The sequence below is a fragment of the Candidatus Eremiobacteraceae bacterium genome, from assembly GCA_035314825.1.
Taxonomy (GTDB): domain Bacteria; phylum Vulcanimicrobiota; class Vulcanimicrobiia; order Eremiobacterales; family Eremiobacteraceae; genus JAFAHD01.
In genome coordinates, this window is record DATFYX010000011.1 from 1 (window position 1) to 24,094 (window position 24,094).

The window sequence follows — 24,094 nt, forward strand, 5'->3', positions numbered from 1 at the left end:
CCGCGACGCGGATCCATCTCAAGCGATTCGCTCACCGCGCGCAGGGCCTCTTCCGGGTGCCCGTTCTTAAACTCAAGTTCCGCGAGATTTGCAAGGACGACCGCAGCTCCGCTTTCGTTCCCAAGCGCCTTATAGAGCGCCAGCGCCTGCGCATACAAATCGCGCGCTTCGGCGATTGCACCTCGATATGCCGTGTTACTCGCTTGCTGCCTTAGGCAACCCGCCACACCTTGCTTATCCCCGTACTCGCGCAGTGCCGCGATTGCTCGTTTGCTGGTCTCGTCCGACTCGTCAATGCGGCCCATCTGGGAAAGGCCATAGGCAAGGCTGCTAAGCGCGCGGGCCGCGCCGTGACCGTCGCCGACAGATTCGTAAAGAGTAACCGCTTGCTCAGCGGCTTCGCAGGTACGCCGGGCCGAGTGAAGCCCCGCGAGCGCGAGCCACAACCTCGCTGAAACCTTCGGGTTTTCAGAGGCGTTCAGGCGCTTGAGCGCAGATTCAACCCAGTAGCGGCCCTCGACGGCAAGGCCCCCTCGCCGCCAGAAGTACTGAAGAGCACCGGCGATGGCAGCGCCCACCACCCCATCATTTCCCTGAGAAAGCGCCCACTCAAGCGCAGCACGATAGTTGTCCAGCTCCAGTTGCACATCCGCAAACCATGCCGCAGTCGAGCCTACTCCCAAGCGTTTGTCGGCTTCCTCCGCCTTATCGCGAAAGTACTCGCAGTGCGCGCGCGCCAGCCGGTCGCGCTCCCCTGCGGCGATAAGCTTGTCAAGGGCGTAGGCGCGAGTAGATTCAAGCAAGTGGTAGCGTTCTTGCTCTCCTGAGGTGTCGGCCACGACCAACGACTTGTCGGTCAGCGATGAGAGCACATCCAAAACCTCGATCTCATCGAGGCCTTCACCGCCGCACACCGCCGTCGCCGCATCAAGGCTGAAGCCACCGGCAAAGATCGCCGCCCTCGTGAACAGCATCTGCTCCGGCGGACTAAGCAGGTCGTAGCTCCAGTCGATAAGTGCGCTCAAAGTCTTCTGGCGCGGCAGCGCACTACGGCTCCCACTTGTGAGGATTTTGAACCGTTCGTTGAGCCGTTGCGCGAGGTTCGGAATGCTGAGCACTTTCACGCGCGCGGCAGCAAGCTCGATGGCCAGCGGAATACCATCGAGGCGCCGGCATATGTCGGCGACGATGGGCGCTGTGTCACTCGTGAGCGTAAAGGAGGCGTCTACCGACCGAGCGCGATCGACGAACAGGGCTACGGCCCCAAATTCTATCACCGCTTCGGGCGTGAGGTCGACGATCTTGTGCGGCACGTCCAGCGAGGGAAGCCGCAGAACCTGCTCACCGCTGACGCCAAGCGCCTGACGCGAGGTGGCGAGCATCCGCACATCGGGGCAAGCACGCAGGATCGAGTTGGCGATAGCCGCGACAGTCTCCAAGACGTGTTCACAGTTATCGAGCACGAGCAGCATTTTCTTGCGTTTGAGCCATTGCACAATGGACTCGTCAACTCGGCGGCCCTCCACCTGGGTCATGCCCAATTCTTTTGCGATGATGCTCGAGACAAGCTCCGGGTCTGTGATGGGGGCAAAGTCCGCCAACCAGACCCCATCCGGATACTGGTCGAGCACCTCTGCTCCGACCTGCAACGCCAGCCGCGTCTTGCCGACACCGCCTGAGCCGAACAACGTCAACAACTTGTGCTGACCTAGCAGGCCCTTCACTTTCTCGAGATCGTGCTCGCGGCCGCGAAAACTTGTCGGTTGAATGGGGAGATTGTTCGGAATCGTATCGAGTGACTTAAGCGGCGCAAAGCTTGCGGACAGACCTTCAATCGTCAGCTGCCACACTTGTTCTGCTTCGGTAAGATCCTTGAGCCGGTGCGAGCCGAGATCGACGAGCGACACGCCTTCGGGAAGATCGCTATGGGCCAGTCCACGAGTGGAACTTGATAGGAGCACCTGGCCGCCGTGGCCGATAGACATGAGCCTCGCCGCGCGGTTGACGGCCGGACCGAAGTAGTCGGCGTTGCGCTCCTCCGCATAGCCTGTGTGGAGGCCCATGCGTATGCGCAGGCCGTCAACGCTTGAAAAGTCTTCTCTGGCGACGGCGCGCTGAGCGTCGACCGCGGCCCGAAGGGCTTGCGGTGGGGTGGGAAAGGCGACGCAGAATGCATCGCCCATGCTCTTGAAGATGTAGCCGCCATGTTGCTCGATTGCGGCCCGCATGAGCTGCTCATGACGCGCAACAGCAGCCTTCATAGCCTCGCGGTGCGCTTCCCAACGCTGCGTGGAACCTTCTACGTCGGAGAATAAGAACGTGACCGTACCCGTAGGCAAAGTAACGGGACCCTCAGCTTTGGCCTCAGCTCCACGCTCGGGTTGCATCGAGGTCTACTTCGGCTGGCTACTCGCGGGAACCTAGTCTGTCATATCCGCTATCAGCCTCTTAAACTCTCCGCAAATGCACTGGTAGCTCGCTCTCTCCACCATGAGGGAGGGCCTTATTCTCGCGCTACTGGCCGATATCGATCCGCGACCACATTTGGACCGAGGTCGCGGATGCGGCCCACGCGAAGGTCGCACGGCGCTCGCACCCCTAACGCATGAGTTTGGACCTGAATCGGAAGATGGAGATCTCGCAATGAAGACACCCCCAGTAGTGTCACCACAGGAGTGGGAGGCTGCGCGCCAGCAACTGCTCGTGAAAGAGAAGGAATTGACCCGCGCCCGTGACGCGTTGGCCGCCCAGCGTCGGCGGATGCCGTGGGTTGCCATCGAGAAGAAGTACGAATTCGACGGACCCAAGGGCAAGGTAAGCCTGCTCGATCTGTTCGAGGGCCGCCGCCAGTTGATCGTCTATCGCGCCTTCTTCGAACCTGGGGTGTTCGGGTGGCCCGAGCACGCTTGCCGCGGCTGCTCCCTGGGCGCGGACCAGGTCGCCCAGCTGGCCCATCTGAATGCCCGCGACACCACCCTCGCCTACGCCTCACGCGCGCCACAGGCGGACATCGCGCGCGTAAAGGCGCGGATGGGCTGGGAGATGCCCTGGTATACTATGACCGACAGCTTCGACACGGACTTCGGCGTCGATGAATGGCACGGCCACAACGTGTTCTTCCGCGACGGCGAGCGGGCATTCCGCACTTACTTCATCAACGCCCGCGGCGACGAGGCGATGGGGACCACCTGGAGCTACCTCGACATCACGCCGTTCGGCCGTCAGGAGACTTGGGAGGACTCGCCAGAGGGCTACCCCCAGACCCCGCCCTACAAGTGGTGGAACTGGCACGACAACTACGACGCCGCAGCCCCGCCTGACCCGAAGTGGGTCGAGGTGTTAACAGCAGCGCAATCGTAACAATTGCGCCGCCGAGTGCTTTGCGGAAAGTGAAGCATGCGGGGATTGTTGGCTCCCGCTGGCTGCGAGGTGCGCGAATCCATCCCCCGCAAGTTTTCGGGCCACAGGAAAAACGCATAGCCTCTTAGTCAAAGGGGCTGCGCGTTTTCTTGTTTCGTTCCCCGGTCTAGCGGGTGGAATTGGCGGCGCTAGATCGAACTTCGGGAGCCGCGTCCCACTTCGGCTTCATCTCCTTGCCCCATTTGCTAGGGTCCTCGTTGTGCATCTTTTCCATTTGTTTGGCCACGTCAGGGTGCTTCGCTATCACGTGCTTCGTCATGGTCTGGACCATTTCGTCCCATGAGTTGGCTGACAGCTCTTGATCACACGCTCCGCCGAGTTCTCTACATGTCATCGTCTTCATTTCCGGCACCTCCTCGACACAAGAACAGCTCCTGACCAAGTGTACCCGTCAACGGTCGTGTGCTAACCTTCTTCCCCCCATCCCTCCGCATGAATCCTCCCAAAGCGTGACGGTCCATTCGTTTTCAGCCCGTTACCGCTAGTGAACTACCATGGACGCTCGCGCCAGCTCGGCAAGGAGCCGCTGCTTGTCCTCTTCGCTGAGCTTGTCTGGTTGGAGCACGACGAGAAGCTTGTGCAAGGTTCCTCTGTACGAGAAAGGCATCTTGTCGAGATAATCCTCCAAGACGGGCGTCCCCGTGTCCTCGCCGACATCGAAGGTCTCGTCCGCACGGTCGCGCCCTCACCGATTCCGCCACCGTCATACACGGAGTCAACGCGCACGGAATGCTTATCGGGCGTCAGCGCTTGAGGAGCGGCGATTCGATATTTATGCTTCAGCTGATTCGAAATCGCGTAGGCGAACTCTGGCTTTCCATTGAGCACAAAGAAGGCCAGCCGCCGAACCTACCGCCGATGGTCGCGATGACGCCGCCGGCGCCGAAGCGCCGAGGCAGTGCGCTTGCTAGGATGTTCCGAAGCTCAGATGTCCCAGCAGTCGGCCACTCTGCTCATGCTGCAGACTATCCCGCGCCCTTAGGGCCTGAGCAGCCAGCCCATCACGTCGGCAGCGGCTGAGGACTTGATTGCCAGATCGATTCTGGTATGGGCGCATTGATCTCGTATGCGCCGTAGTGCGCAACCGCGTGTACTTTGTAGTCGGGAAATGCGATGTCGATGGTCTCAAGCGCGGGCAGCCGGTAGATTCCGTTCACCGCTTCGTTCTCGAATTGCAGCGCGACCGTGCCTCCGTTGCTGTAGAACACGTGCGCTGAAGTCGGGGCGAACGTGTCGCTGGCTACATCCAAGAGCACGTACGAGATGCCGACGCTGCTCGTGCCTTTCGGCACGCCCTTTAGCTTGTAGCTTTGCGAATTCGAGACCTGATCTTCGGCGAATGTGACATCGTACTGTGCGAGCCATGTCTCAGGCGTCCCGACACCGGTGTAGATGTTACGAAACTTCCTAGCCATTGGAGGCATCGACTGCATGACCAGCATGTCTTTGTCCGGGCTTTGGAAGTAGCGGACTGCGTCGAGTTGCGCGGAGACGCTGACCCCTTTGTGTACGACAAGATTGAAATGAATCGGGACTGAAAAGGAGTTAAGGCCCTGCCGTGTAGCGACTACGCGGGCGACGACGTCGGGCGCGGTCAGATTCCCGGACGGTTGGGCAAGCGGCAAGCCAGGAGAAGCCGGGCTTGTCGTCGCGGCGCCTGTTGATCCGGTCACCGCGACGACGGCCATTCCCAGGGCGAGAAAGACGATTAGGGCGCTTCTTACCGCGTGCACACGGCGATCATTTTGGAGGGTTCGCGTGGGCCGCGCCCTGCGCGCGAACCGCCGCGGTCAGGTGTTCAACACCCGCTTTGGCTCGATCTTGCGCCTCGCGAACCTTTGCCTTCAGATCGGCCCCGCGGGCGTCGGCAGAATCTTTCGCGCGTTTTGCCGTCTCTTCAAACGCGGTCTGCGCTTCTTTCAGGTGGATTTTCGTCTCAGCATGCTGATGCTCTGCCAACGTCTTGATGTTGTTGGCGATCTTTTGTGCCTCCGCTTGCGCGTTTGCCATATCGACACGGGTCTGCTCGAGATCCTCAGCCGCGAAGCTTTGCAGTTTCTTGTTGAAAGCCTGAGCGTGCTCGCGTGCCTGATCGAGCGCTTCCTTGGCGCTGCCTTCACTCATCGACTTGACTCCTTTGTTTCATTCGTCATCGGCGGTTGCCGACTCGGCTCCAAAACGCCTGCCAATATCGCGCAACCCGCCTAACCTGCGATACTCACGCTATACGCTCCGTGTGAAGCCACGGTGAAGGAATTCGCCATTTACGCTCGAGTGGCCGACGTTCGAAGCGAATTGGCCACGCGTCGCGTTTTCAAGACTGGAACATTAGTTCGACCCTCCACAACTAGAGCAGATCTTCGCGACCCTGCGAGCGCTTGAAAAATAAGGCGCTTCAAGAACCCGCACGAGCCGCAAGTCCCCGCGGGACCGTCACGATCGAAGACCGAACGCCGTCTGCATCAAGGGGAGAATGGCATGAGAACCATACTTTCGGTACTCGCGGTGTTCGCATTCGTGGCAATCTCGATAACGGCAATCGCGCAAGCCGCAGATGTCGTCTATCTTTCCGACCTACCTTTCAAGCCGTCCGGATTGAAGGGCAATCCCAAGGGCGGTTATTACGACGGGATCCGCGTGAACAGCCACGAGACGATTATCACAAACACAGGTACCCAAGCCAACCAGTGGGATCGGCCCACCCAGGTCAATGGGCAAGAATATGACAAGAGCCTGCTCTTTCACGCGGTCAAGGATGAAACCATTACCGCGACGTGGGCGCTCAATCACAAGTTCACAAAGTTGACTGCGATGATCGGCCTGGACGACACGCAAGACATACCGGGTATCTACCCGCTTATCACGGTCGATTTCACCGGTGACGGCAAGGCACTGGGCAGCGCTTCGATCCAATCGGTGTTTGGGAAACCGAATCCGACCCCGAGCGTCGATATCGACCTAACAGGTGTCAATTCACTAACGATTGCGATCACCTTCAAAGGCACCGGTGGCGGCACCAATCTCGACATCGTCAATCCGGAATTGCAACCAGTCAGCGGTCAATAACCCCATGAGCAAGAGAAACTGGACGATGTTCTGCGGCTTCGCGTGCGCGCTCGTTGTCGTCTTCGGAACATCTCTCGCCCGCCCGGCGCCGACGCCGGCAGTCGTGCCGTTAGCCACGCCGAGGCTCGCGCCGTTGATAGACCCGGTCCAGCGAGCCTGGGGCCACGTGTTGTCATATCACGGTACCTATTCGGGCACCGTCTACGGACCGGGTGGGATAGTGCAAGAACGTGTGCGCGCAACTGGTTTGACGATCACGGGCTACACACCATCCGTCGTGAACGAGCCTTGGGACGTGGAATATCAGGGACACGCCCACACCACCGATAACGTGAACGATGGGAGTTGCGGAACCGGAACGGGTTCCGCAGACACCGCGGTTCGGCTCGTCGTCAACATCCAGAAACGCACATATTATCTGTCGACGGGCAGCGTCGGTTTTGTAACGCTACACGGCGCTCATACCACGCCGACGAATGCTTGCAAATCCCCCGTCGGCACCAGCTCTTTTGCTTTGACCACCAAACTCCCAGCTCCAGCCCAAGGCATCTGCGGCACACTAACCGTCCCAGAGAACTACACTTGGAGCTGGAGGCTCGTACCGACGACGAATGATCGCGAGACGATCAACGTGCGCTGCGTGACCGTGCCGCTGCCGAAGAACACGGGCGAAAGCGAGATATAGGCCTACGCATCATTGTTGGAGCGCAGCCGGCAGACTACTGCGGCCGAATAGATAGTTCGCGCTTAGCGAGAGCAATCTCGGGTATGCCATGTTGGCCGCACTCACGAGGCCTAAGAACGGCCCTGCTTGCGACGACGTGCGCTGAAAGCCGCCATAGGTCACGGCAAACTCGAAGTGCCTCCCGATCAGCTGCCCGGCGCTGAACGAGACCGGTGTCGTGCTCGGGTTGAAGTCATGCTGGACAGACACCGAGAGCAGGGTCCCACCGGGCGACTCCCAGCTCGGCGTCAGCTGCGGCGACAAACTCCAACCGCGCGAAGCGCTCGAGCATGTTGAACAACTCACAGTGACATTGTTCACTGGTACCGCGATCGTAAGACCAAAATTGTGCGGCAGCGTCACGTTGACCAGAGGGTCGATGGTGTATTCCGGCCCCGGTCCCCGCAGCACCGGCGATCCGGTCGGCGCCTTGTACGCGAGATCAACCGCGACCACGTCGAGCTCAGGAACCTTGACATAGACGATCTGCTTGTAATCGAATTGCATATCGGTTGCGCCGGCGGCGAGCGTTCCTAGATTTCCGGAATTGATCTGGACAAACGATGGCAGAGTGATCGCTATCTGCGCCCTGGGAGTGATGCCGACGTACATCACCGAGGCTGGGTAGGCGAAGCCGTGCGCATACTCTGAGAGATCGAGCGTGTTGGCCATGAAGTTGAGCTGCGTGGTGGCGGGCATGTTCGCGCTTCCATATTGAGCGGTGACCGCAGCTTCGCCCCGGACGAAGACGCACGCGGTTCCGCTGCCGATCTTATTCAGGAGTTCGAGCGGACCGCCGCATGGATCAAAGTCTTTGGGCACCGGGCTTGCAGCAAGCGAGGGCACGGGCGTCGGATCTGCGGCGGCGCTCGTTCCCGCGAAGAGCAGCACCAGTGCCGCATATACCAAGGGCGCTATTCGCTTCAATGCTCGATCTTTATGAAGTCAGAAGTGCGTTGAGCCCGATGGAGACCACAGTCGAATAGAAGAGAAACGAGACGAAGCTGTGCAGCATGACGATGCGCCTCATGGCGGAGCTCGTGGCCGTGACGTCGCTCATCGCGTAGGACAGCGCGATCGTGGCGGCCACGTACAAGAAATCGACGGCAGCCGGCGCGGCCGTCCCCACGAATTGAAAGCCGCCGCGGCTCCCACCAGTGGTAGAGCCTTGGAAGTACGCTCGCGCGTAGTAGACGGAGAAGCTCGCTAGCAGCAGCGTCCACGATAGTCCGACCGCCGCGACGCTGAGCCAGAGCAGGCGCTGCGCATCGCCGTGGGCGCGGTGACCGACGGATGTCAACAGCACGCCGATGACGGCGTTGCTGACGAACGCGATCACCACCACGACGACGAACAACCGCCTTTCGCTCACAGGCGAGCGCGACGCCCTCGCCTCGATCAACGCCGGGTCGCCGCTCAGCATCGTGGGCAAGAGCAGCCCGAGATAGCATGCCGTAAAAGCGACATACGCGCACAGGAATGTGTACTCCCATCCCGTTCGAAGCACTAACGCGGCGATCAGGAGTCCGATGACAAGAGCGATCATCAACCGCTGCGCGTCGCTTAGACTCCAGAGTACGCGCTGTATGGGAGTTCTCGCCAAGACTGCCACGTCGGCCGGTTGTTGCTGCATGTCGGGTCGCTTCATGAAGGAGGCGGTGCTGTACCTCCGCAAACGCCCAACGATGGCGCGCATTTTCGCAACGGTGCTCACCTTGGTCTTGTGCCTCGCCATGGCTGATCGTGCCGCGCCAGAAGTGTTCGCGACGGCATCCGAATCCAACGTCACGCTCGTCGGGCACGATCCGCTCTTCAACCGCGGCATGAACGCCGCGCTGGCCATCTACGACCACTACGTGTACGTCGGCAATCGTACGGACAGCTCGTCGATCTGCGTCGGCGCCACCGGCACACCGTCCGGAGACAATTGCCCTCACCCGCACCCCGGCGTCCTCATCGTCGACATCGTGGACCCCGCGCACCCGAAGGTCGTCGGTGAGATCGGCAAGCCGTATGCGGGCAATATCGGAGTCACCACCCGCGAACTGCGGGTCTGGCCCGGCAAGAAGCTGCTGCTCGTCATGGACTTCCGCTGCAGCCACCTGATCCATGCCTGTCAAAGCGGCAGCGACGCGCAGTTCCCGTTCGACATCGCGTTTTTCGACCTGACCGACCCGCAGCAACCTCGTTTCATCTCGCGTTACGTACCGACGTCACAGGCCGGCAAACAGGTCAAGCCGCACGAGATGTTCTTGTGGGTCGACCCCGGCGACAAGAACAGGGCGCTGCTCTATCTCTCGACGCCGACGATCTCGAAAGATCCGTCTTCGCCGAACTTGATCGTCGCGGATATCAGCAAAGCGAGTCAGAGCGGGCGCGTGGTCGAGATCGCCGAAGGGAATTGGAACAACCTCTATCCAGGCACGGACCAAGCCGACTATCCTCTGGCATCGCGCGATACGTGCGGTCCGTACGATTGCAATCTCTTCGTCCACTCGATGAGCGTCTCGGTCGACGGCACTCGGGCGTTTCTCTCGATGGAAGCCGGCCAATTCCTCATCTTGAACACGGCGGCTGTCGCGAAAGATACGTCGCCGGACAAGGTGCTCTCGCTCAATGACGACCTCATCACATCACCTTTGAATCGCCCCATCTGGGGACAAACGCCGGCCGATCCGCACGCGGTGCCCGACAACTGCAAGAAGGCGTGCGCGAATGGCCATTCCGCGGTGAAGGTGCCGGGGCGGCAGCTCGTGCTGACGACCGACGAGGTGTACGGAACGTTCACGGATCCCAAATTCGGCTGCCCGTGGGGCTGGGAGCGCCTCATCGACGTCTCCGATCAGGCGCACCCGAAGATCGTCGGCGAGTTCAAGATCCCGCAAGACGAACGGTCGTTCTGCGGCGGTCCGTACGACGACGCGGCAACGGAGCAATTCACCAGCTACTCCTCTCACAATCCGACCGTCTTGCGCGATCTGGCCATCGTCGCGTGGCATTCGGGCGGCTTGCAGGTGACCGACATCAGCGATGCTGCCCACCCAGTACGCGCGGGCGCCTTCTTCCCTGACGCGCTCAGGACCGTGGCGACCGAGGACCCGGCGCTGGGCCGCGGCCCGACCAAAACGATCATGTGGAGCTATCCGATCATCAAGGATGGTCTCATCTACGTCGTGGACGTCCGAAATGGGCTCTACATCCTGCGCTACGCCGGACCGCATGCGGCTGAGCTCAGCAGCGTCAAGTTCCTCGAGGGCAATAGCAATCTCGGCGACGCCGCCGCGCTCGAGCGCTCGAGCGCTCCATGAAACCCCAAGGGAGTCGACCCATGACCGTTTCCTCTCGCGTCGTTGCAATTGCCAGCATGGTCTGTTTGGCCACCAGCGCTTCGGCCGCGCTCGCACAGCAAGAGTTTCCTCCGCCACAGGGCAAGGGACGCGTCGTCGTCTTGTCCTCGGGCATGTCCGGCCCCGCGCACTACACGGATGTCGCCCGCGACATCGCGCAGCTTGGATACGACGTCGTGCTGGTCGATGGTAACGCCGAAGAGGGCACGCACGGCGCCGGTGTGAGAACAGCGATCCAGGAAGCGCTGGCGATGCCGCACGCCCTGCCTGGCAAGGTCGCGTTGGTCGGATTCTCTTTAGGCGGCGGCGAGTCGCTGTACTACGGCACGCAATGGGGCGACCAAGTGGCCGGCGTCGTGGTGTGGTTTCCGGCAAACTCCTTCATCCGCAATGTGCCGGGCTTTGCGAGCAGATTGCAAACGCCCGTGGTCGTGCTCGCCGGGGGAAAAGACAATTATCAGAACGGTTGTTGCACGGCGGCCTACGATAGCGCGCTGCAAGCTGCAGCACAAGCGGCCGGCAAGTCATTCGAACTGACGATCTACCCCGACGCGGATCACGACTTCGTCAAAGGCGGGGCGAACTACAATGCCAAGGACTACGAGGATGGCTTGAAGCGAACGGCGGAAGCGCTCAAGGCGTATTTTTCGAATTAACCCGATGGACGACCTCAACCCGCAGGGCAAGCAGATGGCCGACGAATCGATGGTGCGCAATCTGGACGCCCAAGCGCGCGCGATCTGGCCTCAGGAAGTCGTCTTGTACCAGCGCTATGCGCTGCCGCCAAATGCGCACATCCTCGATGCCGGTTGCGGCACGGGTGAGATCTCCTCACGGCTCGCGGAGTTGTTCCCCCAAGCGCAGGTGCTCGGCGTGGACATCATCGACCACCACCTGGAGCTAGCCCGGACGCGCTACGCCCGTCTTGCGCCGCGATTGTCGTTCGAACACCAAAGCGTGTACGAGCTGCGCGCACCGGACCATAGCTTCGACCTGACGGTGTGCCGCCATGTGCTGCACTCGATTCCGCACCCCGACCGCGTCATCGCCGAACTCGCACGGGTCACCCACCCAGGCGGCTACCTTCATCTTATTCCCGAGGATTACGGGATGCTCCACTTCCAACGCGGAGCTCTCGACCCGAGCGATTTTTGGCACGTGGTCCCGCGAAGCTTCGGCGCCGCGACCGGAACCGATCTGTTCATCGGGCGCGACTCGTATGGCATCCTCGCCGCGATGAAGCTCGAGGACATCACGGTGGATTACATCGTGGTCGATACGGTTCGGGTGGAGCGCGGCACGGTTGCGTCGATCTTTGAAGCATGGCGCGATGGATACGCCGACGCTGTCGCCGAGTACTCGCCGCTCACGCGCGAGTCGGCGCTGGCGTACTTCAACCAGATGATCGCCAATATCATGGATCCGCTCGGCTACGCGGTCTGGATGGTCCCAGTCGTGAGCGCTCGGGTACCCTCGGCCTCTTGACGCTTGGTCGCGGTCACCAGATCAACGGCACGAGGCGGTATTTCACCCGATTCCGATATTCGGGATAGCCCGGCAAGTCGCTTGCCAAGAGCCTTTCTTCATCGAGCACCCGCAACACAAGCACCAGCACCATGGGGATGATCGTGAGCAACCCCCACCACGATCCGAGCGCCAGGGGGATGCCGAGCAGCATGACGAGTGCGCCGCCGTACATCGGATGGCGCACCAGCGCATATGGGCCGGTCGCGATGACCTGCTGATCCGGAACGACCTGGATGTTCCCCGCGGCAAACGTGTTCTCGCGCAGCACGAGGAACACCAGGTAGAAGCCGAGCGCGACGAGGATGTCACCTAACGCGACCACCGATACCGGCACCGCGGACCATCCGAAGCGATGGTCGAGTCCTGACACGACGAAGATCGAGATGAACGACAGCGACGCGAAGAACTGGATGATCTTCTGCCTCGTCTCTTTCTCTGCAGCAGGACCCGCGTTCATGCGCCGCTCCAAGAGCTTGGGGTCTTTGCGCATCAGGTAGACGGTGATCGCCAGCACGCACGAGGAGAACACGGCGCAGAACACCCACGCCTGCCGGTAATGGAGCGTGCCTGCCGGAATAAAAATAGATGCCGCGAGAATGACGACCAGGCTCGCCAGTCCGCCTAGGGCCCGCAGGTACAGGGTCGGATCCATGCGCGATCGCTTCACTTCTTGGCGGCTCTAACCTGGCTCTCATCGCGGCACACGCTCTTTTCCAAGGCGCATCAGTTACCATGATGCCGGGCCAGTCGTCATGGCTTGGAAGGGACGCCCAATGATCCGATATGTCGCGCTGGGTGCGTGTGGAGTCCTCGTCATCGGTCTCGCAGCCGCCTACGTAGCCGTGCTCTTGGGTCTCATGCCCGCCAACGCGGACGCCAAACCCAGCAAGCTCGAGCGCTGGGCTGCGCGCACGTCGCTGCGCGCGACCGTCGCCCGCGAGGCCCCGAAGCAACCCGATCCGGTGCCTTTGGATGAGACCAACCTGGAGGCCGGCGTGAAGTTGTACGCCGATAACTGCATGGTGTGCCATGGCGCCTCGGACGGCGCGGCTTCGAACATCGCCGCCGGACTGTATCAGCACGCGCCGCAGTTCGGCAAGCACGGCGTCGAAGACGATCCCGAAGGCGAGACGTATTGGAAGATCGACCATGGGATCCGCCTCACCGGCATGCCAGCCTTCGGCAAGTCGCTCACCGAGACCCAGATCTGGCAGCTTGCGACGTTTCTCAAGCATATGGACTCGCTGCCGCCTAAAGCGCAGACGGCGTGGAAAAAGCTGCCGAGCCAAGCCGCAAGACTTTTGTGACCTGAGGCGAGAAGGGGCTGGCCGTCATGAGGGCACTCATTCTCAGCGGCGGAGGCGCCCGCGGCGCATACGAGACGGGTGCCGCCTTATCGCTGCTCCAGCACGAGCCGTTCGACATCATCTGCGGCACGTCGATCGGCGCGATGAACGGCGCGCTGGTCGCGCAGGACGAGGCGGATAAGCTCGAGCAGGCGTGGAGATCGATCGCTTCGCTCGACGTGCTACGCCCAGCGCCTGAGATCGAAGCGCTCGTCAAAGTCGTGTCCGATCTGCGGCAGTTTTCCGAGGACCCTTTATCGCGCCGGCCGGCCACGCTCGTGCAGCTGGCTCAGGATTATCCACGAGTCGGTCCGCCGTCGGCCTTCATGCACGTGCTTGGGGCGTTGGACTGGCACCCTATCATAGCGGCGCTGGGCTCGTACACCTCGTTCACGTCGCTCAAACGAACATTCGTGGTGGCCGCGACCAACCTGACCGAGGGACGGCCGGAAGCGTTCTATCATTTCGTGGGCGCGGGCGCCGCGCAGGACGCGAAGTTCTTCGCGGATCGCGAACCGTTCAGCCACGCGATGACGGAGTCGAACTACCTCGATGCGATCCGGGCGTCGTCCGCGATCCCTGTCGCGCTCCCGCCGGTCACGATCTCGGACGCGGCGTGCGGCGCGTGCCAGTATGTCGATGGCGGCGTCACGGGCAACGCGCCGATCAGCCAGGCGATCCACGCCGGCGCTGACGACGTCACCATCATCTACATGGACCGGCCCGACCTGCGTCCGCCCAACTGGCAGTTCTCGTCCATCGCCGACGTCGCGCTGGTCAGCCACGACATCATGCAGCAGCGGATGATCGAACGCGATCTGCGGCTTGCGGCGGCGGTCAATGAGGCGGTTGCGGACAAGCGCGCGCCGGACAGGCGCTACGTCGCGATCCAAGTGATCAGTCCGGAGATTTCGCTTGGGTTATCCGTGCTCGACTTCGATAAGCAAGACCGCATCGACGCCGCGATCGAGCAAGGCAAACGCGACGCCGAGCGGGTCCTTGCCCGGCCAAAGGTCAGGTAGGAGGGGATATGAAGCCGATCGTGTGGACGGGGCGAGTCTTGACGGTGCTCTCCGTGTTGTTTCTTCTCTTCGACGCCGTGGCGCATATCATGCAGCCGGGGCCGGTCGTCGACGCGATGGGGCGGCTCGATTTTCCGATGAACCTTTCTGCCGGCGTCGGAATCCTCGAGATCGCGTGCGTTCTCATCTATGCGATTCCCCGCACCGCGGTGTTGGGCGCGGTCCTGCTCACCGGCTACCTCGGGGGCGCGACCGCCATCCAACTGCGCGCGGGCTCGCCTCTCTTCGAAGTGCTTTTCCCGATCATCATGGGCGTGTTGGTGTGGGCGGGAATCCTATTGCGCGAGAGACGATTGTGGGCATTCATCCCGGTGCGAAGGTAGGACTAACCGGTCAACACGTCACCCGTGATGACGACGCGGACCGCATCGCCATCGCGGAATGCGATTGGAACTCCTTGAGCTTTGAAGGGGGCCGGCTCGGGCGTCTTCTGAGCGTGGATGTGCAAGTGCGCTCCGGTCGACCGGCCGCTGTTGCCGCATTGAGCCACCTGCTCGCCAGCGCCGACCTGCTGGCCAGCCCTGACCGAAATCGAACCCTCTTTGAGGTGGCACAAGATCACGTAGGCGTCGCCGACGCGGATGACGACGTAGTTGCCGAACGGCCTGCCCGCGACGCTTGGATCGTCTGCGTTCGGCGATGGCGCTCGATCGGGCATCCCGTCGCTGGTCATGATGACGGCGCCGTCGGCGGGCGCGAGGATCGGTCGGCCAAACGACCCGTCGAGCGAAACGAAATCACACGCGAACTGCTGATCACTTGCGACGAGATGGTGATTGAGCAGTGGATCCGGACCGGCAGCCGCTACGCGCCATCGCCCGGTGAACGGCAGTTGCAGCGTCAGCACGTTCTCGACGTCGGCCATTCTGCGCCGCGCCGCCACTGTTATGAGCCGGGGTATCACCACAAGCGCGATACAGCCGGCGAGCGCTGTTATCTGCACCGGTAGCGCGTTGGCCTGAAGCACGGTTAGGGACAAGAATAGCAGGAGTGAAACTCCAAACGAGCCGCCGACCAGCCAAGGCACCAACCGAAAAGTCATGTACGGCCGGCTTAGCCAAAGCGCGATGAACTGACATCCCAACACCAACCAGAAGACTGCGTCCGGCATTCTTTACGCTCCGGGCGGCGGCGCTCCGAACCAGACGGGATACTGTGAGTTGCCGCCTTCGAACATCACCCACACCTGCGCTCCGACCGCCGGCGGTGCACCCGACTGGCCAGGTAAAGCCCACAGTCCGTCGACGTTGGCCTGCGGCACGCGCAACTGGACCCTTCCTTTGTGCATGGGGTCGCTTGCGTTTTCGACGACACCGCGGTAGACGCCGCACACATGTTGAGCGGACATCATCTGCACCTGAGGCACTGGGGTGGCGAACACCATGAGGGCGGAGGAGAATGCAATCGCAAGGGAGCGCGGGATTGATAGTAGCATCCCAATGTACCTCCTACTCGCTTGTATGAGTGACGTTCGCTCACATGCAGCGTCCAACATCTTGGCGGGCGTCGGGCGCAAGAAAGGTCCCGCGCTCAAGAGCGCGGGACTACATAGTGCCGTGCGCGTTCAAAGAACGCGCTACTACAGCGGGGTCTAGCCGCTGAGCTCGAGCATCTTGGCCTGGAAGTCGCCGGCGATGTCGATCGGGGCGATGTGCACGTCGAGGCCCGGCTGCGGCCGGGTCGTGATCGTCGTGACCGTTGTGACCGCTTTGACCGGGAGGATAGCGGCGTCGGTCGGCGGCGTCTGAACCGCGGCGGGGCTTGAGAGCGTGAGCAGGATTGCCAGTACAGTTGCTGTCATGATATTCTCCACCTTTCGGGTGTCTTGGGATGGAGTCGCGACGTCCAACCGGAACATGCCGCTGACCGACGAATGGTTCACATCATGAGCTTCCTTTATAGCATTCCCCCGGTGATCTTGCTCCTCGTCGCGGCCGCCATGGGGCTGCTGTTCGCGTGCGGCGGACAGCTCTACGTGCACCGGCATTTCGGCGGAAGCGGCTTCGTCCGGCATAACGAGGTCGGCGGGTTCATCATCTCCGTCGTCGGAACGCTCTACGCGGTGGTGCTCGGTTTCCTCACCGTCGTCGTGTGGCAGCACTTCGCGGATGCGCGCGATCTCGTCGCGGTCGAGGCGTCTGCAGCCGGCGACGCGTGGCACACGGCGGTGGGCCTCCCGCCGGCGGAGCGCACCAGCGTGCGCCGCGATATGCTCGACTACGCGAACCTGATGGTGAACGGCGAATGGCCGCTGATGCGCAAGGGTGAATTCGAACCAGACGGCGACATCATCCTCATGGATGCGATCGGCGCGGCCGGCTCGTTCGTACCGGCCAATCCGCGAGAGTCCAACGCGCAGACGCTGACCATGCAGCAGCTCGCCGCGGTCCACGACGACCGGTCTCGGAGGCTTGAGTCCAACACCTCGGGTGTCGAAGGGTTCGAATGGCTCGTGCTGCTGATCGGCGCGACCTGCGTGGTCTGTTTCTGCTGGCTGTTCGGCTTGGCCAACCCGCGGGCGCACATGCTGATGACGGCAGCCGTGACAATCGTCGTGGTCTCGATCCTCGTGTTGCTGTTCGAACTACAGTACCCGTTTCGCAGCCACCTCGGCGTCGGGACGGACGCCTGGCGCGGCATCATCAATCACATCCAACTGATGCAAGCCGGCCCGCAGATGAATATGAAGATGTAGCGGCCCCGGGCTTAGGATCGGCTCAGCGGACGAAGAGGAGCGCAGCGCCGAGGAGCGACGCCATCAATATGATGCCGCTGAGGATCCATACGTGTCCCTGGCCGGGGCGATAGTTCTGCTGCTCGATGCCGCGATAGGTCAGGCCGAAATGAACCGTGCCCCAGATCAGCACCAATATTCCGATCAGCACCATGCCGGTGCCCAATTGCTCGGCGCTGCGCAACGTGTGGCCGGTGGTGGTCGCCATCGAGATCACATTCTTCTCGATCAGATAGAGCGAGAAGCGGTTGACCGAGATCCCCAGGGAGATCAGCGACAGCGCCGTGCGCACGAACGCCAGATAGGTGCGCTCGTTGGCGAGATAGTCGCGCACGTGCGCGTTTTGGTCTATGCTCATGACCCGCGCAATTCTGCGCGCCGCAATGCGAACCTTCGGCCTCAGGCGTCGACAGTGCTCATGTCCGCATAGCGCTGGCCGGCGAATGCGCCAGGACGCGCGACCTCGTCGATGCGTTCAATATCTTCTTTCGATAGCACGACGTCGACCGCGGCGCAGTTCTCGTCGAGGCGGGTGCGACGCCGCGTGCCCGGGATGGGCACGATGTCCTGCCCTTGGTGCAAGAGCCACGCCAGTGCGAGTTGCGCCGGCGTGATGCCCTTCGCCGTCGCGATCTTCTTGAGCACGTCGACAAGCTCGAGATTGTGCTTGAAGTTGCCGGCTTGGAACCTCGGGAAGCGCTCGGTCTTGCGGCCGTCGCCGTCGGCGAGCTTGGTGGGGTCGGTGATCGCGCCGGTGAGCAGGCCGCGCCCGAGAGGACTATAGGCGACGAATCCGATGCCGAGCTCGCGGCACGCCGGCAGTATCTCGCTCTCCACGTCGCGCGCGAACAGCGAGTACTCGGTCTGCAGCGCGGTGATCGGGTGCGTCTTGTACGCGCGGCGCATCGTCGCCGGCGCGGCCTCGCTCAGGCCCAAGTAGCGGACCTTGCCCTCCTTCACCAGTGAGGCCATGGCGCCCACCGTCTCTTCGATCGGCACCGTCTTGTCGACGCGATGTTGATAGTACAAGTCGATCGTGTCCACTTTGAGACGCTTGAGAGAATCCTCGCATGATTTTCGAACGTAGCCGGGCTTACCGTTGACGCCGAGGAACGAGCCGTCTTCCCCTCGTTCGTTGCCGAACTTGGTGGCGAGGAAGACCTTGTCGCGTTTGCCGGCGATCGCTTTGCCGACCAGGATCTCGTTCTTGAACGGTCCGTACATGTCGGCCGTGTCGAGGAAGCTGCAGCCGAGCTCGATGGCATGATGGATGGTCGCGATCGATTCTTCGTCGTCGGTCGGGCCGTAGAACTCCGACATGCCCATGCAGCCGAGACCGATCGCCGACACGACGGGGCCGTTGAGACCGAGGGTGCGCTCTTTCATCTGCGTATCTCCGTGAAGAAGGGGCCTACGAGTAAAGGAACCGAGAGGTGAGAACGGCCATGGCCTGACGCAACCGAGCCTCGACCGCCGGGTTCTCCCCGGTGCCGACCTGGCGCAGCGCCGCCCCGATCCACCGCCGCCCCTCGGCCTCGAGTCCGCCGTGCCACCAGAACATCTCCAGCGCGCCGGCCAGCGCGCCGCCGAGCGCCGCGTCGCGACCCTTATCGAGCGACCACTCCAAGACTGCGCGGAAGTTCTCGAGCTCGGGATCGAGGTGCGCAAGCCACTCGTTCAACGGGATCGTGTCGAGCTTCGTCTCGGCCTCTCGTGCGACGCCGAGGAAAAATTCGGCATAGCGGCGCGCAAGGCTCTCGCGCTCGCCGCTCGCCGTCTGCTTCTCCAACCCGTATTCGCGCATCGATTCCAGCAGCCGGTAGCGCTCCAGATCGCCGCCCGTATCCGCGACCACGAGTGATTTGTCCACCAGCGACGACACTAGATCGAGCATGTTCGCGTCGTCGATGCCGTCACCCGCACACACGGCGGCGGCGGCATCGAGCGTGAAAGTGCCGGCGAACGTGGCCAGCCGGCCGAACAGCGTCCGCTCTTGCGGTGAAAGCAGATCGTAGCTCCAGTCGATGAGCGCGCTCAGCGTCTTTTGACGAGGCAAGGCTGTGCGGCTGCCGCCGGTCAGGACCCGGAAGCGCTCGTTCAAGCGTTGCGCGAGGTTGGGAACGCTCAGCACTTTCACGCGCGCCGCGGCGAGCTCGATGGCGAGCGGAATGCCATCGAGGCGCCGGCAGATCTCGGCGACGGCAGTCGCGTTGTCGTCGGTGAGCTCGAAGCGCGTGTCGGCGAACGAGGCTCTGTCGATGAACAGCGCGATCGCGCCGTATCGCAGCGCTTCTTCGGTCCGTAGCCGGGTGACCGGTTCGGGCACTGCAAGCGAAGGCAGCCGATATAACGCCTCGCCGACGATACCGAGCGCCTGGCGCGACGTGGCCAAGATACGTACGTCGGGGCACGACCGGCAGATCGCATCGGCCAATGCGGCAACCGCCTCCAAGAGGTGCTCGCACGTGTCGATGATCAGCAACAGCTGCTTGCGTTTGAGCCATTGCGGAATCGGCCCGTCGACACCATACCCCTCCGGCTTGCTCGCGCTCAACACTTTGGCGATCACGCTTGAGACCAGGGCCGGATCGCTGATGGGCGCGAGCTCTGCAAGCCACACCCCGTCGGCGTAGCGGTCGAGGAGCTGTGCGCCTGCTTGCACCGCGAGCCGCGTCTTGCCGACGCCACCCGCGCCGGACAGGGTCAGCAACGCGTGTCTGTCGAGCAGGGACTTGACCTCTTTGAGGTCGTGCTCGCGGCCCCGGAAACTCGTCGGCTGGATCGGCAAGTTGTTCGGCAACGCATCGAGCGACTTGAGCGGCGGGAACTCGTTCAAGAGGTCGGCGGCGCTCAGTTGCCAGACTTGTTCGGTGTGCGTGAGGTCCCGGAAGCGGTGAGAGCCGAGGTTCGTCAGCGTCGCGGTGTCCGGAAGGTCGTGGTGGATGAGCTCGCGCGTCGCAGCAGACACGAGCGTCTGCCCGCCGTGGCCGACGGACATGAGTCTCGCGACGCGATTGACCATTGGACCGAAGTAGTCTCCGTCGCGCTCGTCGGCGTGGCCGGTGTGGATGCCGATGCGGACGCGCAGCCCATCAACGGCCGAGAAGTCCGCATCCGCGAGAGCGCGCTGCGCCTCGAGTGCGGCTTTCACTGCGTCGAGCGGGGTGTGAAAGGCGGCGCAGAACGCGTCGCCGACGGTCTTGAAGACGTAGCCCCGATGCTTCTCGATCGTCGCACGCATCAGCGCATCGTGATGCGCAACGGCGGCCTTCATCGTCTCGCGATGCGTTTCCCAGCGCTGGCTGCTGCCTTCAACGTCGGTAAATACAAACGTGACCGTGCCTGAGGGCAAAGGCCCGGAGCTGTTCATCTATTCCTAGTGGTAGAAATATGGATCGAGGACGCTGACTTGTGAGATCGAGTCGACAGGCAGGCCGTTGCGTTCGGCCGCCAGCCTGATGGCCTTCTCGTCCGGACCGTCGTAGATGCAATACGTCTTCTTGTGATCCTTCGACACGTACGAGTGCACCCAGGTGACGCCGACGACCTCGTTGTTCTGGACGACGGAGCGGCAGGCTTTGGCGCCGTCATCGGTCGTCGGAATGGTCAGACCATCTTTGAACGTTCGTTCGACTACGTAGCGTGGCATCGATCTGTGTTCATCCTTTCCTGCGGTTGAATTCGGTCTGCGGCTTGACGCCGCCGGCGAGCGTCTGATACACGACGCAGTAACGTTCGGTGAGCTTCTGCAAGGTCGCGAGTTGTTCCGCGCTCAGATCCCCTTCGAGCGCAAAGCGCATCACTATCTTCTGGAAGCCGACGGGCGCATCTCTATCGACGCCCAGCGTGCCGCGAAAGTCGAGATCTCCCTCGGCGACGATCTCGCCGCCGCTCAACGGTATCCCGGTCGACGTCGCGACGGCCCGCAACGTGACCCCCGCGCACGCGACAAGCGCCTGGAGCAGCATGTCGCCCGAGCACGCAAGCGAGCCGTCGCCTCCGGTCGCCGGATGGAGCCCGGCCTTGACCAGCGCGCGGCCGGTCTCCACCGAGCAGCTGAGGCCTTCGGGATCGTCGACCCGGCCCTGCGCGCGCAGTTTGATGAGGGCCGCCCCCGGCTCCGCGCGATATCTGTCCTTGATCGGCCCTTGGATGTCGCGCAGTGTTGTTGCGTCCATCGATGCTCCGTCCTCGGTTTTGCGGTATGGATCTGGCTCGCGGTTTTCACCTTGTGGACGGAGTTCACCCTCACGGAGCGCTGCGGGCTGTGCGCAATCGTCACACTCTGGGGCGGGGGCGAGGAACGCCTCGGCGGTCCAAGAAGAAAAGCAGCAACGCATGAAGATGACCTTGGGGGCGATCTGCATGTTCGCATGCCTGCTATGCACAGGCTGCGGCGTGCGACCTACGGCCGTGGCCGCCACCGCCGCCCCGCCCATCGCTGGCACGCTGTACATCATGCACCCTTCGGACCACCCGGATGGCCGCCTGAATATCGAGGTGCGCCACGACGGTCTTGTCGTGCAGCGCCCGACACTGGCCGGCGAACTCGTCGCGCGAGATCGGCCCAGCGTGCACGTCTCGAGACAGGCCATGTTCTCCGGCGTACGACGCTGCGAACCGTTAGCGATCTCGCCGCATGGCGTCTACGTCGCGTGCCTGAAGGCCGACGGCAACGGCACGGTCGCGGTGTTCAAGTTGGATCAGCCCGCGGCCACGCTGCGCGACACGAGAGTCCATATCAGCGTCGACACGCACGAGATGGCCGGGTTCGTATCGGACAGCCGCCTGGCCCTCGCCGGCGACGATCAGACGTGCCCGATGTACTATCGCACGGATGCGCACGTCTATTCGGCCGAGCCGCGGGCCCGGCTGTTCATCGTCGATTCGTCAAGCGCGAAGACGATCAGGCCCGGCGTCTGCCTGCATGGCCTGGTCGCGGGCGACGGCATGATCGCGTACATCGGCCACGACTCAAGCGAAGAGCCGCAGTATTCGCTTGACGGCACGCATTGGTCTCCGGGCCTCGCGGTCGCGGTGGACGGTGGCGGCGACGTACTGGCGATCGGTGCGAACAACGACCTCGCGGACAGCCGGAATCGCGTCATCGCGCACGACGTCGTCGACGCCGTCTGGACGCGTTAGGAAGATTTCCGCAGGCCCTGGCTTAACCTAGCGGGCGTGGAAGACACCATCGCACGGGCGACGCTTTTCATCGCCAATCTCACCGATGCGTGCGCGACAGTCATCATCGGGCTGGCGACGATTGAAGCGCTGATCCGTTCGGCGGTCGCCTTCGTCCACTTCCGCCAGGTGCACCAAGGCATCACTGCGATCCGCTGGCGCTTCGGCCGATGGCTCTCCCTCGCGCTCGACTTCCTCATCGCAAGCGACATCCTGCGCACGGGCGTGTCGCCCTCGTGGACCGAGATCGGCCAGTTGGCCGCGATCGTCGCGATCCGCATCCTCATCACGTTCACGCTCGGCAAAGAGACCGAGGATATCACGCCGCAGATAACGGCCGCACCGTCTCAATCGTGACCGGTTCGCCGGGGATGACCGCGCGCTTCGAGTCGCGCTGGCCAGCCGCGCTCGCCGTGATTTTCGTGTTGGTGCTGCTCGCGCTGCTGCCGGCGCGTTTGGCCGTGATGCCGAGGTGGATGCCATACGCCTTAGGCGCGGTCATGCTCGTGCCGTTGGCCGGCGTGGAATTCTCCGGCCATGCATCCCGATGGCTGCGCATCGAGCGGATCGCGCTGCTCGCCGCCGCGCTCTTCGGCATCGTCACAAACGTGATCACCGTGACGCGACTCGTGTACACGATGCTTTTCGAACCGAACGCCATCGCCCCGATCACGCTGCTGACGTCGTCAGTCGCCGCGTGGGTGGCGAACGTCGTTCTGTTCGCGCTGGTATACTGGCTGACAGATCGGGGCGGACCGGATGCGCGCGAGCACGGACAAGGGGGCGAGAGCGACTATCTATTCACCCAGGTCGCCAATCCCCGGAGCGCAACGCCTGATTGGTCCCCGACGTTCGTCGACTATTTCTCGCTGGCGTTCAATACGTCAACTGCGTTCAGTCCGACCGACACGCTGCCCCTCACGCCGCGGGGCAAGATCCTTATGATGCTGCAAAGCTCGATCTCGCTGGTGACGATCGTGGTCGTCGCTGCGCGCGCCATCAATATCCTGAAGTAGTCGGGCGACTACGTCTGCTTCGCATTGGCCGGATCGTGCGCCGCGAGCACATCTTTGGCGAAATCGCGCCGCTTCCAATCCGGAATGGGTGTTGCGGTGTCGGCGTGCGGCACGAAGCGGGAGCGTTCGACCAGCTTCATGGTGTGGATGTAGCGCCCGCAGTTCGGGAACAGCTCGCGCACCGCGACGCGCACGATGAACTGCGCTTCCGGATAGGCGGCGAGCAGCGGGTCGTCGAGCTCGATGCGCGCCTCGCCGTTGAGGCGCAGGCGTGTCGGCTCTTGCCAGTCGATGAACAGCATGCCGACGTTGGGGTTGCGGCGCAGGTTGCCCATCGAGAGATACATGCCGTTGCCGTCGTAGTTCGGGAATGCGATGGTACGCTCGTCGACGACGCGCACGAAGCCGGGATCTCCGCCCTTGTACGAGCAGTTCGGCAGCCCCGCATCGTCGACCGTCGCGAGAAAGAACATGTCGCGCGCTTCGATGAAGCGCTTGTCCTCCTCGTCGATCGCGTCAAGCACGAGGCGCTCCTCGAGGCGGTCGGCGAGCCTGCGCGTGTCGAAGCGGTCCTGAAAGAAGCGGTTGCCGTCGTGATACATGTGTGCGCGGATTCGTGCAGGAAGGCCCTGCGACCTTACCAATAGC

The 24,094-nt window shown here is 62.5% G+C and carries 29 protein-coding genes; 13 read left to right on the forward strand and 16 right to left on the reverse strand.

Features of this window, described 5'->3' with window-relative positions; all coding sequences use genetic code 11:
* The coding region (locus VKF82_02480; protein HME80921.1) for an adenylate/guanylate cyclase domain-containing protein at positions 1-2,387 on the reverse strand (2,387 nt) is incomplete at its 3' end.
* Between the two features lie 256 nt (positions 2,388-2,643).
* Between VKF82_02480 and VKF82_02485 the strand changes: the two genes are divergently transcribed.
* Complete coding sequence (locus VKF82_02485; protein HME80922.1) at positions 2,644-3,360, forward strand: DUF899 domain-containing protein; 717 nt, start codon at positions 2,644-2,646, stop codon at positions 3,358-3,360.
* Positions 3,361-3,526: 166 nt separating this feature from the next.
* On the opposite strand, the gene VKF82_02490 is transcribed toward VKF82_02485, so the two are convergent.
* From VKF82_02490 to VKF82_02500, 3 genes are all read right to left on the reverse strand, one after another.
* Positions 3,527-3,763, reverse strand: coding sequence for a DUF1059 domain-containing protein (locus VKF82_02490; GenBank protein ID HME80923.1), 237 nt, complete (start codon positions 3,761-3,763; stop codon positions 3,527-3,529).
* A 658-nt stretch (positions 3,764-4,421) separates the two neighbouring features.
* The gene (locus VKF82_02495; GenBank protein ID HME80924.1) at positions 4,422-4,835 is read right to left on the reverse strand and encodes a hypothetical protein; all 414 of its coding nucleotides are present in this window, start codon (positions 4,833-4,835) and stop codon (positions 4,422-4,424) included.
* Positions 4,836-5,160: 325 nt separating this feature from the next.
* Positions 5,161-5,544: a hypothetical protein gene (locus VKF82_02500; protein HME80925.1), complete on the reverse strand. Its 384-nt coding sequence runs from the start codon at positions 5,542-5,544 to the stop codon at positions 5,161-5,163.
* A 354-nt stretch (positions 5,545-5,898) separates the two neighbouring features.
* Between VKF82_02500 and VKF82_02505 the strand changes: the two genes are divergently transcribed.
* Positions 5,899-6,486, forward strand: coding sequence for an NPCBM/NEW2 domain-containing protein (locus VKF82_02505; GenBank protein ID HME80926.1), 588 nt, complete (start codon positions 5,899-5,901; stop codon positions 6,484-6,486).
* A 4-nt stretch (positions 6,487-6,490) separates the two neighbouring features.
* Positions 6,491-7,171: a hypothetical protein gene (locus VKF82_02510; GenBank protein ID HME80927.1), complete on the forward strand. Its 681-nt coding sequence runs from the start codon at positions 6,491-6,493 to the stop codon at positions 7,169-7,171.
* A 9-nt stretch (positions 7,172-7,180) separates the two neighbouring features.
* Here VKF82_02510 and VKF82_02515 read toward each other — a convergent pair whose 3' ends face one another.
* Positions 7,181-8,119, reverse strand: coding sequence for a hypothetical protein (locus VKF82_02515; GenBank protein ID HME80928.1), 939 nt, complete (start codon positions 8,117-8,119; stop codon positions 7,181-7,183).
* 28 nt (positions 8,120-8,147) lie between these two features.
* Positions 8,148-8,756, reverse strand: coding sequence for a DUF1345 domain-containing protein (locus tag VKF82_02520; GenBank protein HME80929.1), 609 nt, complete (start codon positions 8,754-8,756; stop codon positions 8,148-8,150).
* Between the two features lie 139 nt (positions 8,757-8,895).
* Between VKF82_02520 and VKF82_02525 the strand changes: the two genes are divergently transcribed.
* The 3 genes from VKF82_02525 to VKF82_02535 are packed head-to-tail and all read left to right on the forward strand — an operon-like array spanning position 8,896 to position 12,042.
* On the forward strand, positions 8,896-10,518 hold the full coding sequence (locus tag VKF82_02525; GenBank protein HME80930.1) for a hypothetical protein: 1,623 nt from the start codon (positions 8,896-8,898) through the stop codon (positions 10,516-10,518).
* A gap of 56 nt (positions 10,519-10,574) precedes the next feature.
* Positions 10,575-11,213 (forward strand): dienelactone hydrolase family protein, encoded by a 639-nt coding sequence (locus VKF82_02530; protein ID HME80931.1) that lies wholly within the window; start codon positions 10,575-10,577, stop codon positions 11,211-11,213.
* 4 nt (positions 11,214-11,217) lie between these two features.
* Complete coding sequence (locus VKF82_02535) at positions 11,218-12,042, forward strand: methyltransferase domain-containing protein (protein HME80932.1); 825 nt, start codon at positions 11,218-11,220, stop codon at positions 12,040-12,042.
* Between the two features lie 13 nt (positions 12,043-12,055).
* Here VKF82_02535 and VKF82_02540 read toward each other — a convergent pair whose 3' ends face one another.
* Positions 12,056-12,736: an isoprenylcysteine carboxylmethyltransferase family protein gene (locus VKF82_02540; protein ID HME80933.1), complete on the reverse strand. Its 681-nt coding sequence runs from the start codon at positions 12,734-12,736 to the stop codon at positions 12,056-12,058.
* Positions 12,737-12,857: 121 nt separating this feature from the next.
* Here VKF82_02540 and VKF82_02545 point away from each other — a divergent pair, with 121 nt between their 5' ends.
* Genes VKF82_02545 through VKF82_02555 form a run of 3 tightly spaced genes read left to right on the forward strand, consistent with a single transcriptional unit; the run spans position 12,858 to position 14,835 of the window.
* The gene (locus VKF82_02545; protein ID HME80934.1) at positions 12,858-13,391 is read left to right on the forward strand and encodes a cytochrome c; all 534 of its coding nucleotides are present in this window, start codon (positions 12,858-12,860) and stop codon (positions 13,389-13,391) included.
* A gap of 26 nt (positions 13,392-13,417) precedes the next feature.
* Entirely contained in the window at positions 13,418-14,452 is a 1,035-nt protein-coding gene (locus VKF82_02550) for a patatin-like phospholipase family protein (GenBank protein HME80935.1), read from the forward strand.
* An 8-nt stretch (positions 14,453-14,460) separates the two neighbouring features.
* Positions 14,461-14,835: a DoxX family protein gene (locus VKF82_02555; GenBank protein HME80936.1), complete on the forward strand. Its 375-nt coding sequence runs from the start codon at positions 14,461-14,463 to the stop codon at positions 14,833-14,835.
* Positions 14,836-14,837: 2 nt separating this feature from the next.
* On the opposite strand, the gene VKF82_02560 is transcribed toward VKF82_02555, so the two are convergent.
* From VKF82_02560 to VKF82_02570, 3 genes are all read right to left on the reverse strand, one after another.
* The gene (locus tag VKF82_02560) at positions 14,838-15,623 is read right to left on the reverse strand and encodes a M23 family metallopeptidase (GenBank protein HME80937.1); all 786 of its coding nucleotides are present in this window, start codon (positions 15,621-15,623) and stop codon (positions 14,838-14,840) included.
* A 3-nt stretch (positions 15,624-15,626) separates the two neighbouring features.
* Positions 15,627-16,007, reverse strand: a complete 381-nt coding sequence (locus VKF82_02565) for a phage baseplate assembly protein V (protein HME80938.1) — start codon at positions 16,005-16,007, stop codon at positions 15,627-15,629.
* A 96-nt stretch (positions 16,008-16,103) separates the two neighbouring features.
* A complete protein-coding gene (locus tag VKF82_02570) occupies positions 16,104-16,313 on the reverse strand; it encodes a hypothetical protein (protein HME80939.1) in 210 nt (69 codons plus the stop codon).
* A gap of 84 nt (positions 16,314-16,397) precedes the next feature.
* On the opposite strand from VKF82_02570, the gene VKF82_02575 reads away from it, so the two are divergent.
* A complete protein-coding gene (locus tag VKF82_02575; GenBank protein ID HME80940.1) occupies positions 16,398-17,207 on the forward strand; it encodes a hypothetical protein in 810 nt (269 codons plus the stop codon).
* A 22-nt stretch (positions 17,208-17,229) separates the two neighbouring features.
* Here the strand turns inward: VKF82_02575 and VKF82_02580 are convergent, their stop codons facing one another.
* From VKF82_02580 to VKF82_02600, 5 genes are read right to left on the reverse strand one after another with little or no spacing between them, the layout of a single operon-like run.
* A complete protein-coding gene (locus tag VKF82_02580; protein ID HME80941.1) occupies positions 17,230-17,604 on the reverse strand; it encodes a DUF202 domain-containing protein in 375 nt (124 codons plus the stop codon).
* Between the two features lie 41 nt (positions 17,605-17,645).
* The gene (locus VKF82_02585; protein ID HME80942.1) at positions 17,646-18,632 is read right to left on the reverse strand and encodes an aldo/keto reductase; all 987 of its coding nucleotides are present in this window, start codon (positions 18,630-18,632) and stop codon (positions 17,646-17,648) included.
* Between the two features lie 25 nt (positions 18,633-18,657).
* Positions 18,658-20,616, reverse strand: a complete 1,959-nt coding sequence (locus VKF82_02590; protein ID HME80943.1) for an adenylate/guanylate cyclase domain-containing protein — start codon at positions 20,614-20,616, stop codon at positions 18,658-18,660.
* 6 nt (positions 20,617-20,622) lie between these two features.
* A complete protein-coding gene (locus VKF82_02595; GenBank protein ID HME80944.1) occupies positions 20,623-20,895 on the reverse strand; it encodes a DUF4242 domain-containing protein in 273 nt (90 codons plus the stop codon).
* A 10-nt stretch (positions 20,896-20,905) separates the two neighbouring features.
* Positions 20,906-21,424, reverse strand: coding sequence for an OsmC family protein (locus VKF82_02600; GenBank protein ID HME80945.1), 519 nt, complete (start codon positions 21,422-21,424; stop codon positions 20,906-20,908).
* Between the two features lie 160 nt (positions 21,425-21,584).
* Between VKF82_02600 and VKF82_02605 the strand changes: the two genes are divergently transcribed.
* The 3 genes from VKF82_02605 to VKF82_02615 are packed head-to-tail and all read left to right on the forward strand — an operon-like array spanning position 21,585 to position 23,446.
* On the forward strand, positions 21,585-22,391 hold the full coding sequence (locus VKF82_02605; GenBank protein ID HME80946.1) for a hypothetical protein: 807 nt from the start codon (positions 21,585-21,587) through the stop codon (positions 22,389-22,391).
* Positions 22,392-22,427: 36 nt separating this feature from the next.
* Positions 22,428-22,787 carry a DUF1622 domain-containing protein gene (locus tag VKF82_02610; GenBank protein ID HME80947.1) on the forward strand — a complete coding sequence of 120 codons (360 nt, stop codon included), beginning with the start codon at positions 22,428-22,430 and terminating at the stop codon, positions 22,785-22,787.
* Positions 22,784-23,446 carry a hypothetical protein gene (locus VKF82_02615; GenBank protein ID HME80948.1) on the forward strand — a complete coding sequence of 221 codons (663 nt, stop codon included), beginning with the start codon at positions 22,784-22,786 and terminating at the stop codon, positions 23,444-23,446. The genes VKF82_02610 and VKF82_02615 overlap by 4 nt, the downstream gene beginning before the upstream one ends.
* Before the next feature lie 8 nt (positions 23,447-23,454).
* Here the strand turns inward: VKF82_02615 and VKF82_02620 are convergent, their stop codons facing one another.
* Positions 23,455-24,048 carry a pyridoxamine 5'-phosphate oxidase family protein gene (locus VKF82_02620; GenBank protein HME80949.1) on the reverse strand — a complete coding sequence of 198 codons (594 nt, stop codon included), beginning with the start codon at positions 24,046-24,048 and terminating at the stop codon, positions 23,455-23,457.
* Between the last annotated feature and the right edge of the window lie 46 nt (positions 24,049-24,094).

Bases quoted from the DNA above. Each gene is read 5' to 3' on its own strand.
- VKF82_02565 (HME80938.1), bottom strand. From the start codon at position 16,007: ATGTTGGACGCTGCATGTGAGCGAACGTCACTCATACAAGCGAGTAGG.
- VKF82_02595 (HME80944.1), bottom strand. From the start codon at position 20,895: ATGCCACGCTACGTAGTCGAACGAACGTTCAAAGATGGTCTGACCATT.
- VKF82_02620 (HME80949.1), bottom strand. From the start codon at position 24,048: ATGTATCACGACGGCAACCGCTTCTTTCAGGACCGCTTCGACACGCGC.
- VKF82_02485 (HME80922.1), top strand. From the start codon at position 2,644: ATGAAGACACCCCCAGTAGTGTCACCACAGGAGTGGGAGGCTGCGCGC.
- VKF82_02500 (HME80925.1), bottom strand. From the start codon at position 5,544: ATGAGTGAAGGCAGCGCCAAGGAAGCGCTCGATCAGGCACGCGAGCAC.
- VKF82_02560 (HME80937.1), bottom strand. From the start codon at position 15,623: ATGCCGGACGCAGTCTTCTGGTTGGTGTTGGGATGTCAGTTCATCGCG.
- VKF82_02605 (HME80946.1), top strand. From the start codon at position 21,585: ATGAAGATGACCTTGGGGGCGATCTGCATGTTCGCATGCCTGCTATGC.
- VKF82_02550 (HME80935.1), top strand. From the start codon at position 13,418: ATGAGGGCACTCATTCTCAGCGGCGGAGGCGCCCGCGGCGCATACGAG.
- VKF82_02580 (HME80941.1), bottom strand. From the start codon at position 17,604: ATGAGCATAGACCAAAACGCGCACGTGCGCGACTATCTCGCCAACGAG.
- VKF82_02510 (HME80927.1), top strand. From the start codon at position 6,491: ATGAGCAAGAGAAACTGGACGATGTTCTGCGGCTTCGCGTGCGCGCTC.
- VKF82_02535 (HME80932.1), top strand. From the start codon at position 11,218: ATGGACGACCTCAACCCGCAGGGCAAGCAGATGGCCGACGAATCGATG.
- VKF82_02545 (HME80934.1), top strand. From the start codon at position 12,858: ATGATCCGATATGTCGCGCTGGGTGCGTGTGGAGTCCTCGTCATCGGT.
- VKF82_02600 (HME80945.1), bottom strand. From the start codon at position 21,424: ATGGACGCAACAACACTGCGCGACATCCAAGGGCCGATCAAGGACAGA.
- VKF82_02490 (HME80923.1), bottom strand. From the start codon at position 3,763: ATGAAGACGATGACATGTAGAGAACTCGGCGGAGCGTGTGATCAAGAG.
- VKF82_02495 (HME80924.1), bottom strand. From the start codon at position 4,835: ATGGCTAGGAAGTTTCGTAACATCTACACCGGTGTCGGGACGCCTGAG.
- VKF82_02570 (HME80939.1), bottom strand. From the start codon at position 16,313: ATGACAGCAACTGTACTGGCAATCCTGCTCACGCTCTCAAGCCCCGCC.
- VKF82_02530 (HME80931.1), top strand. From the start codon at position 10,575: ATGGTCTGTTTGGCCACCAGCGCTTCGGCCGCGCTCGCACAGCAAGAG.
- VKF82_02525 (HME80930.1), top strand. From the start codon at position 8,896: ATGGCGCGCATTTTCGCAACGGTGCTCACCTTGGTCTTGTGCCTCGCC.
- VKF82_02555 (HME80936.1), top strand. From the start codon at position 14,461: ATGAAGCCGATCGTGTGGACGGGGCGAGTCTTGACGGTGCTCTCCGTG.
- VKF82_02505 (HME80926.1), top strand. From the start codon at position 5,899: ATGAGAACCATACTTTCGGTACTCGCGGTGTTCGCATTCGTGGCAATC.
- VKF82_02540 (HME80933.1), bottom strand. From the start codon at position 12,736: ATGGATCCGACCCTGTACCTGCGGGCCCTAGGCGGACTGGCGAGCCTG.
- VKF82_02585 (HME80942.1), bottom strand. From the start codon at position 18,632: ATGAAAGAGCGCACCCTCGGTCTCAACGGCCCCGTCGTGTCGGCGATC.
- VKF82_02520 (HME80929.1), bottom strand. From the start codon at position 8,756: ATGATCGCTCTTGTCATCGGACTCCTGATCGCCGCGTTAGTGCTTCGA.
- VKF82_02590 (HME80943.1), bottom strand. From the start codon at position 20,616: ATGAACAGCTCCGGGCCTTTGCCCTCAGGCACGGTCACGTTTGTATTT.
- VKF82_02575 (HME80940.1), top strand. From the start codon at position 16,398: ATGAGCTTCCTTTATAGCATTCCCCCGGTGATCTTGCTCCTCGTCGCG.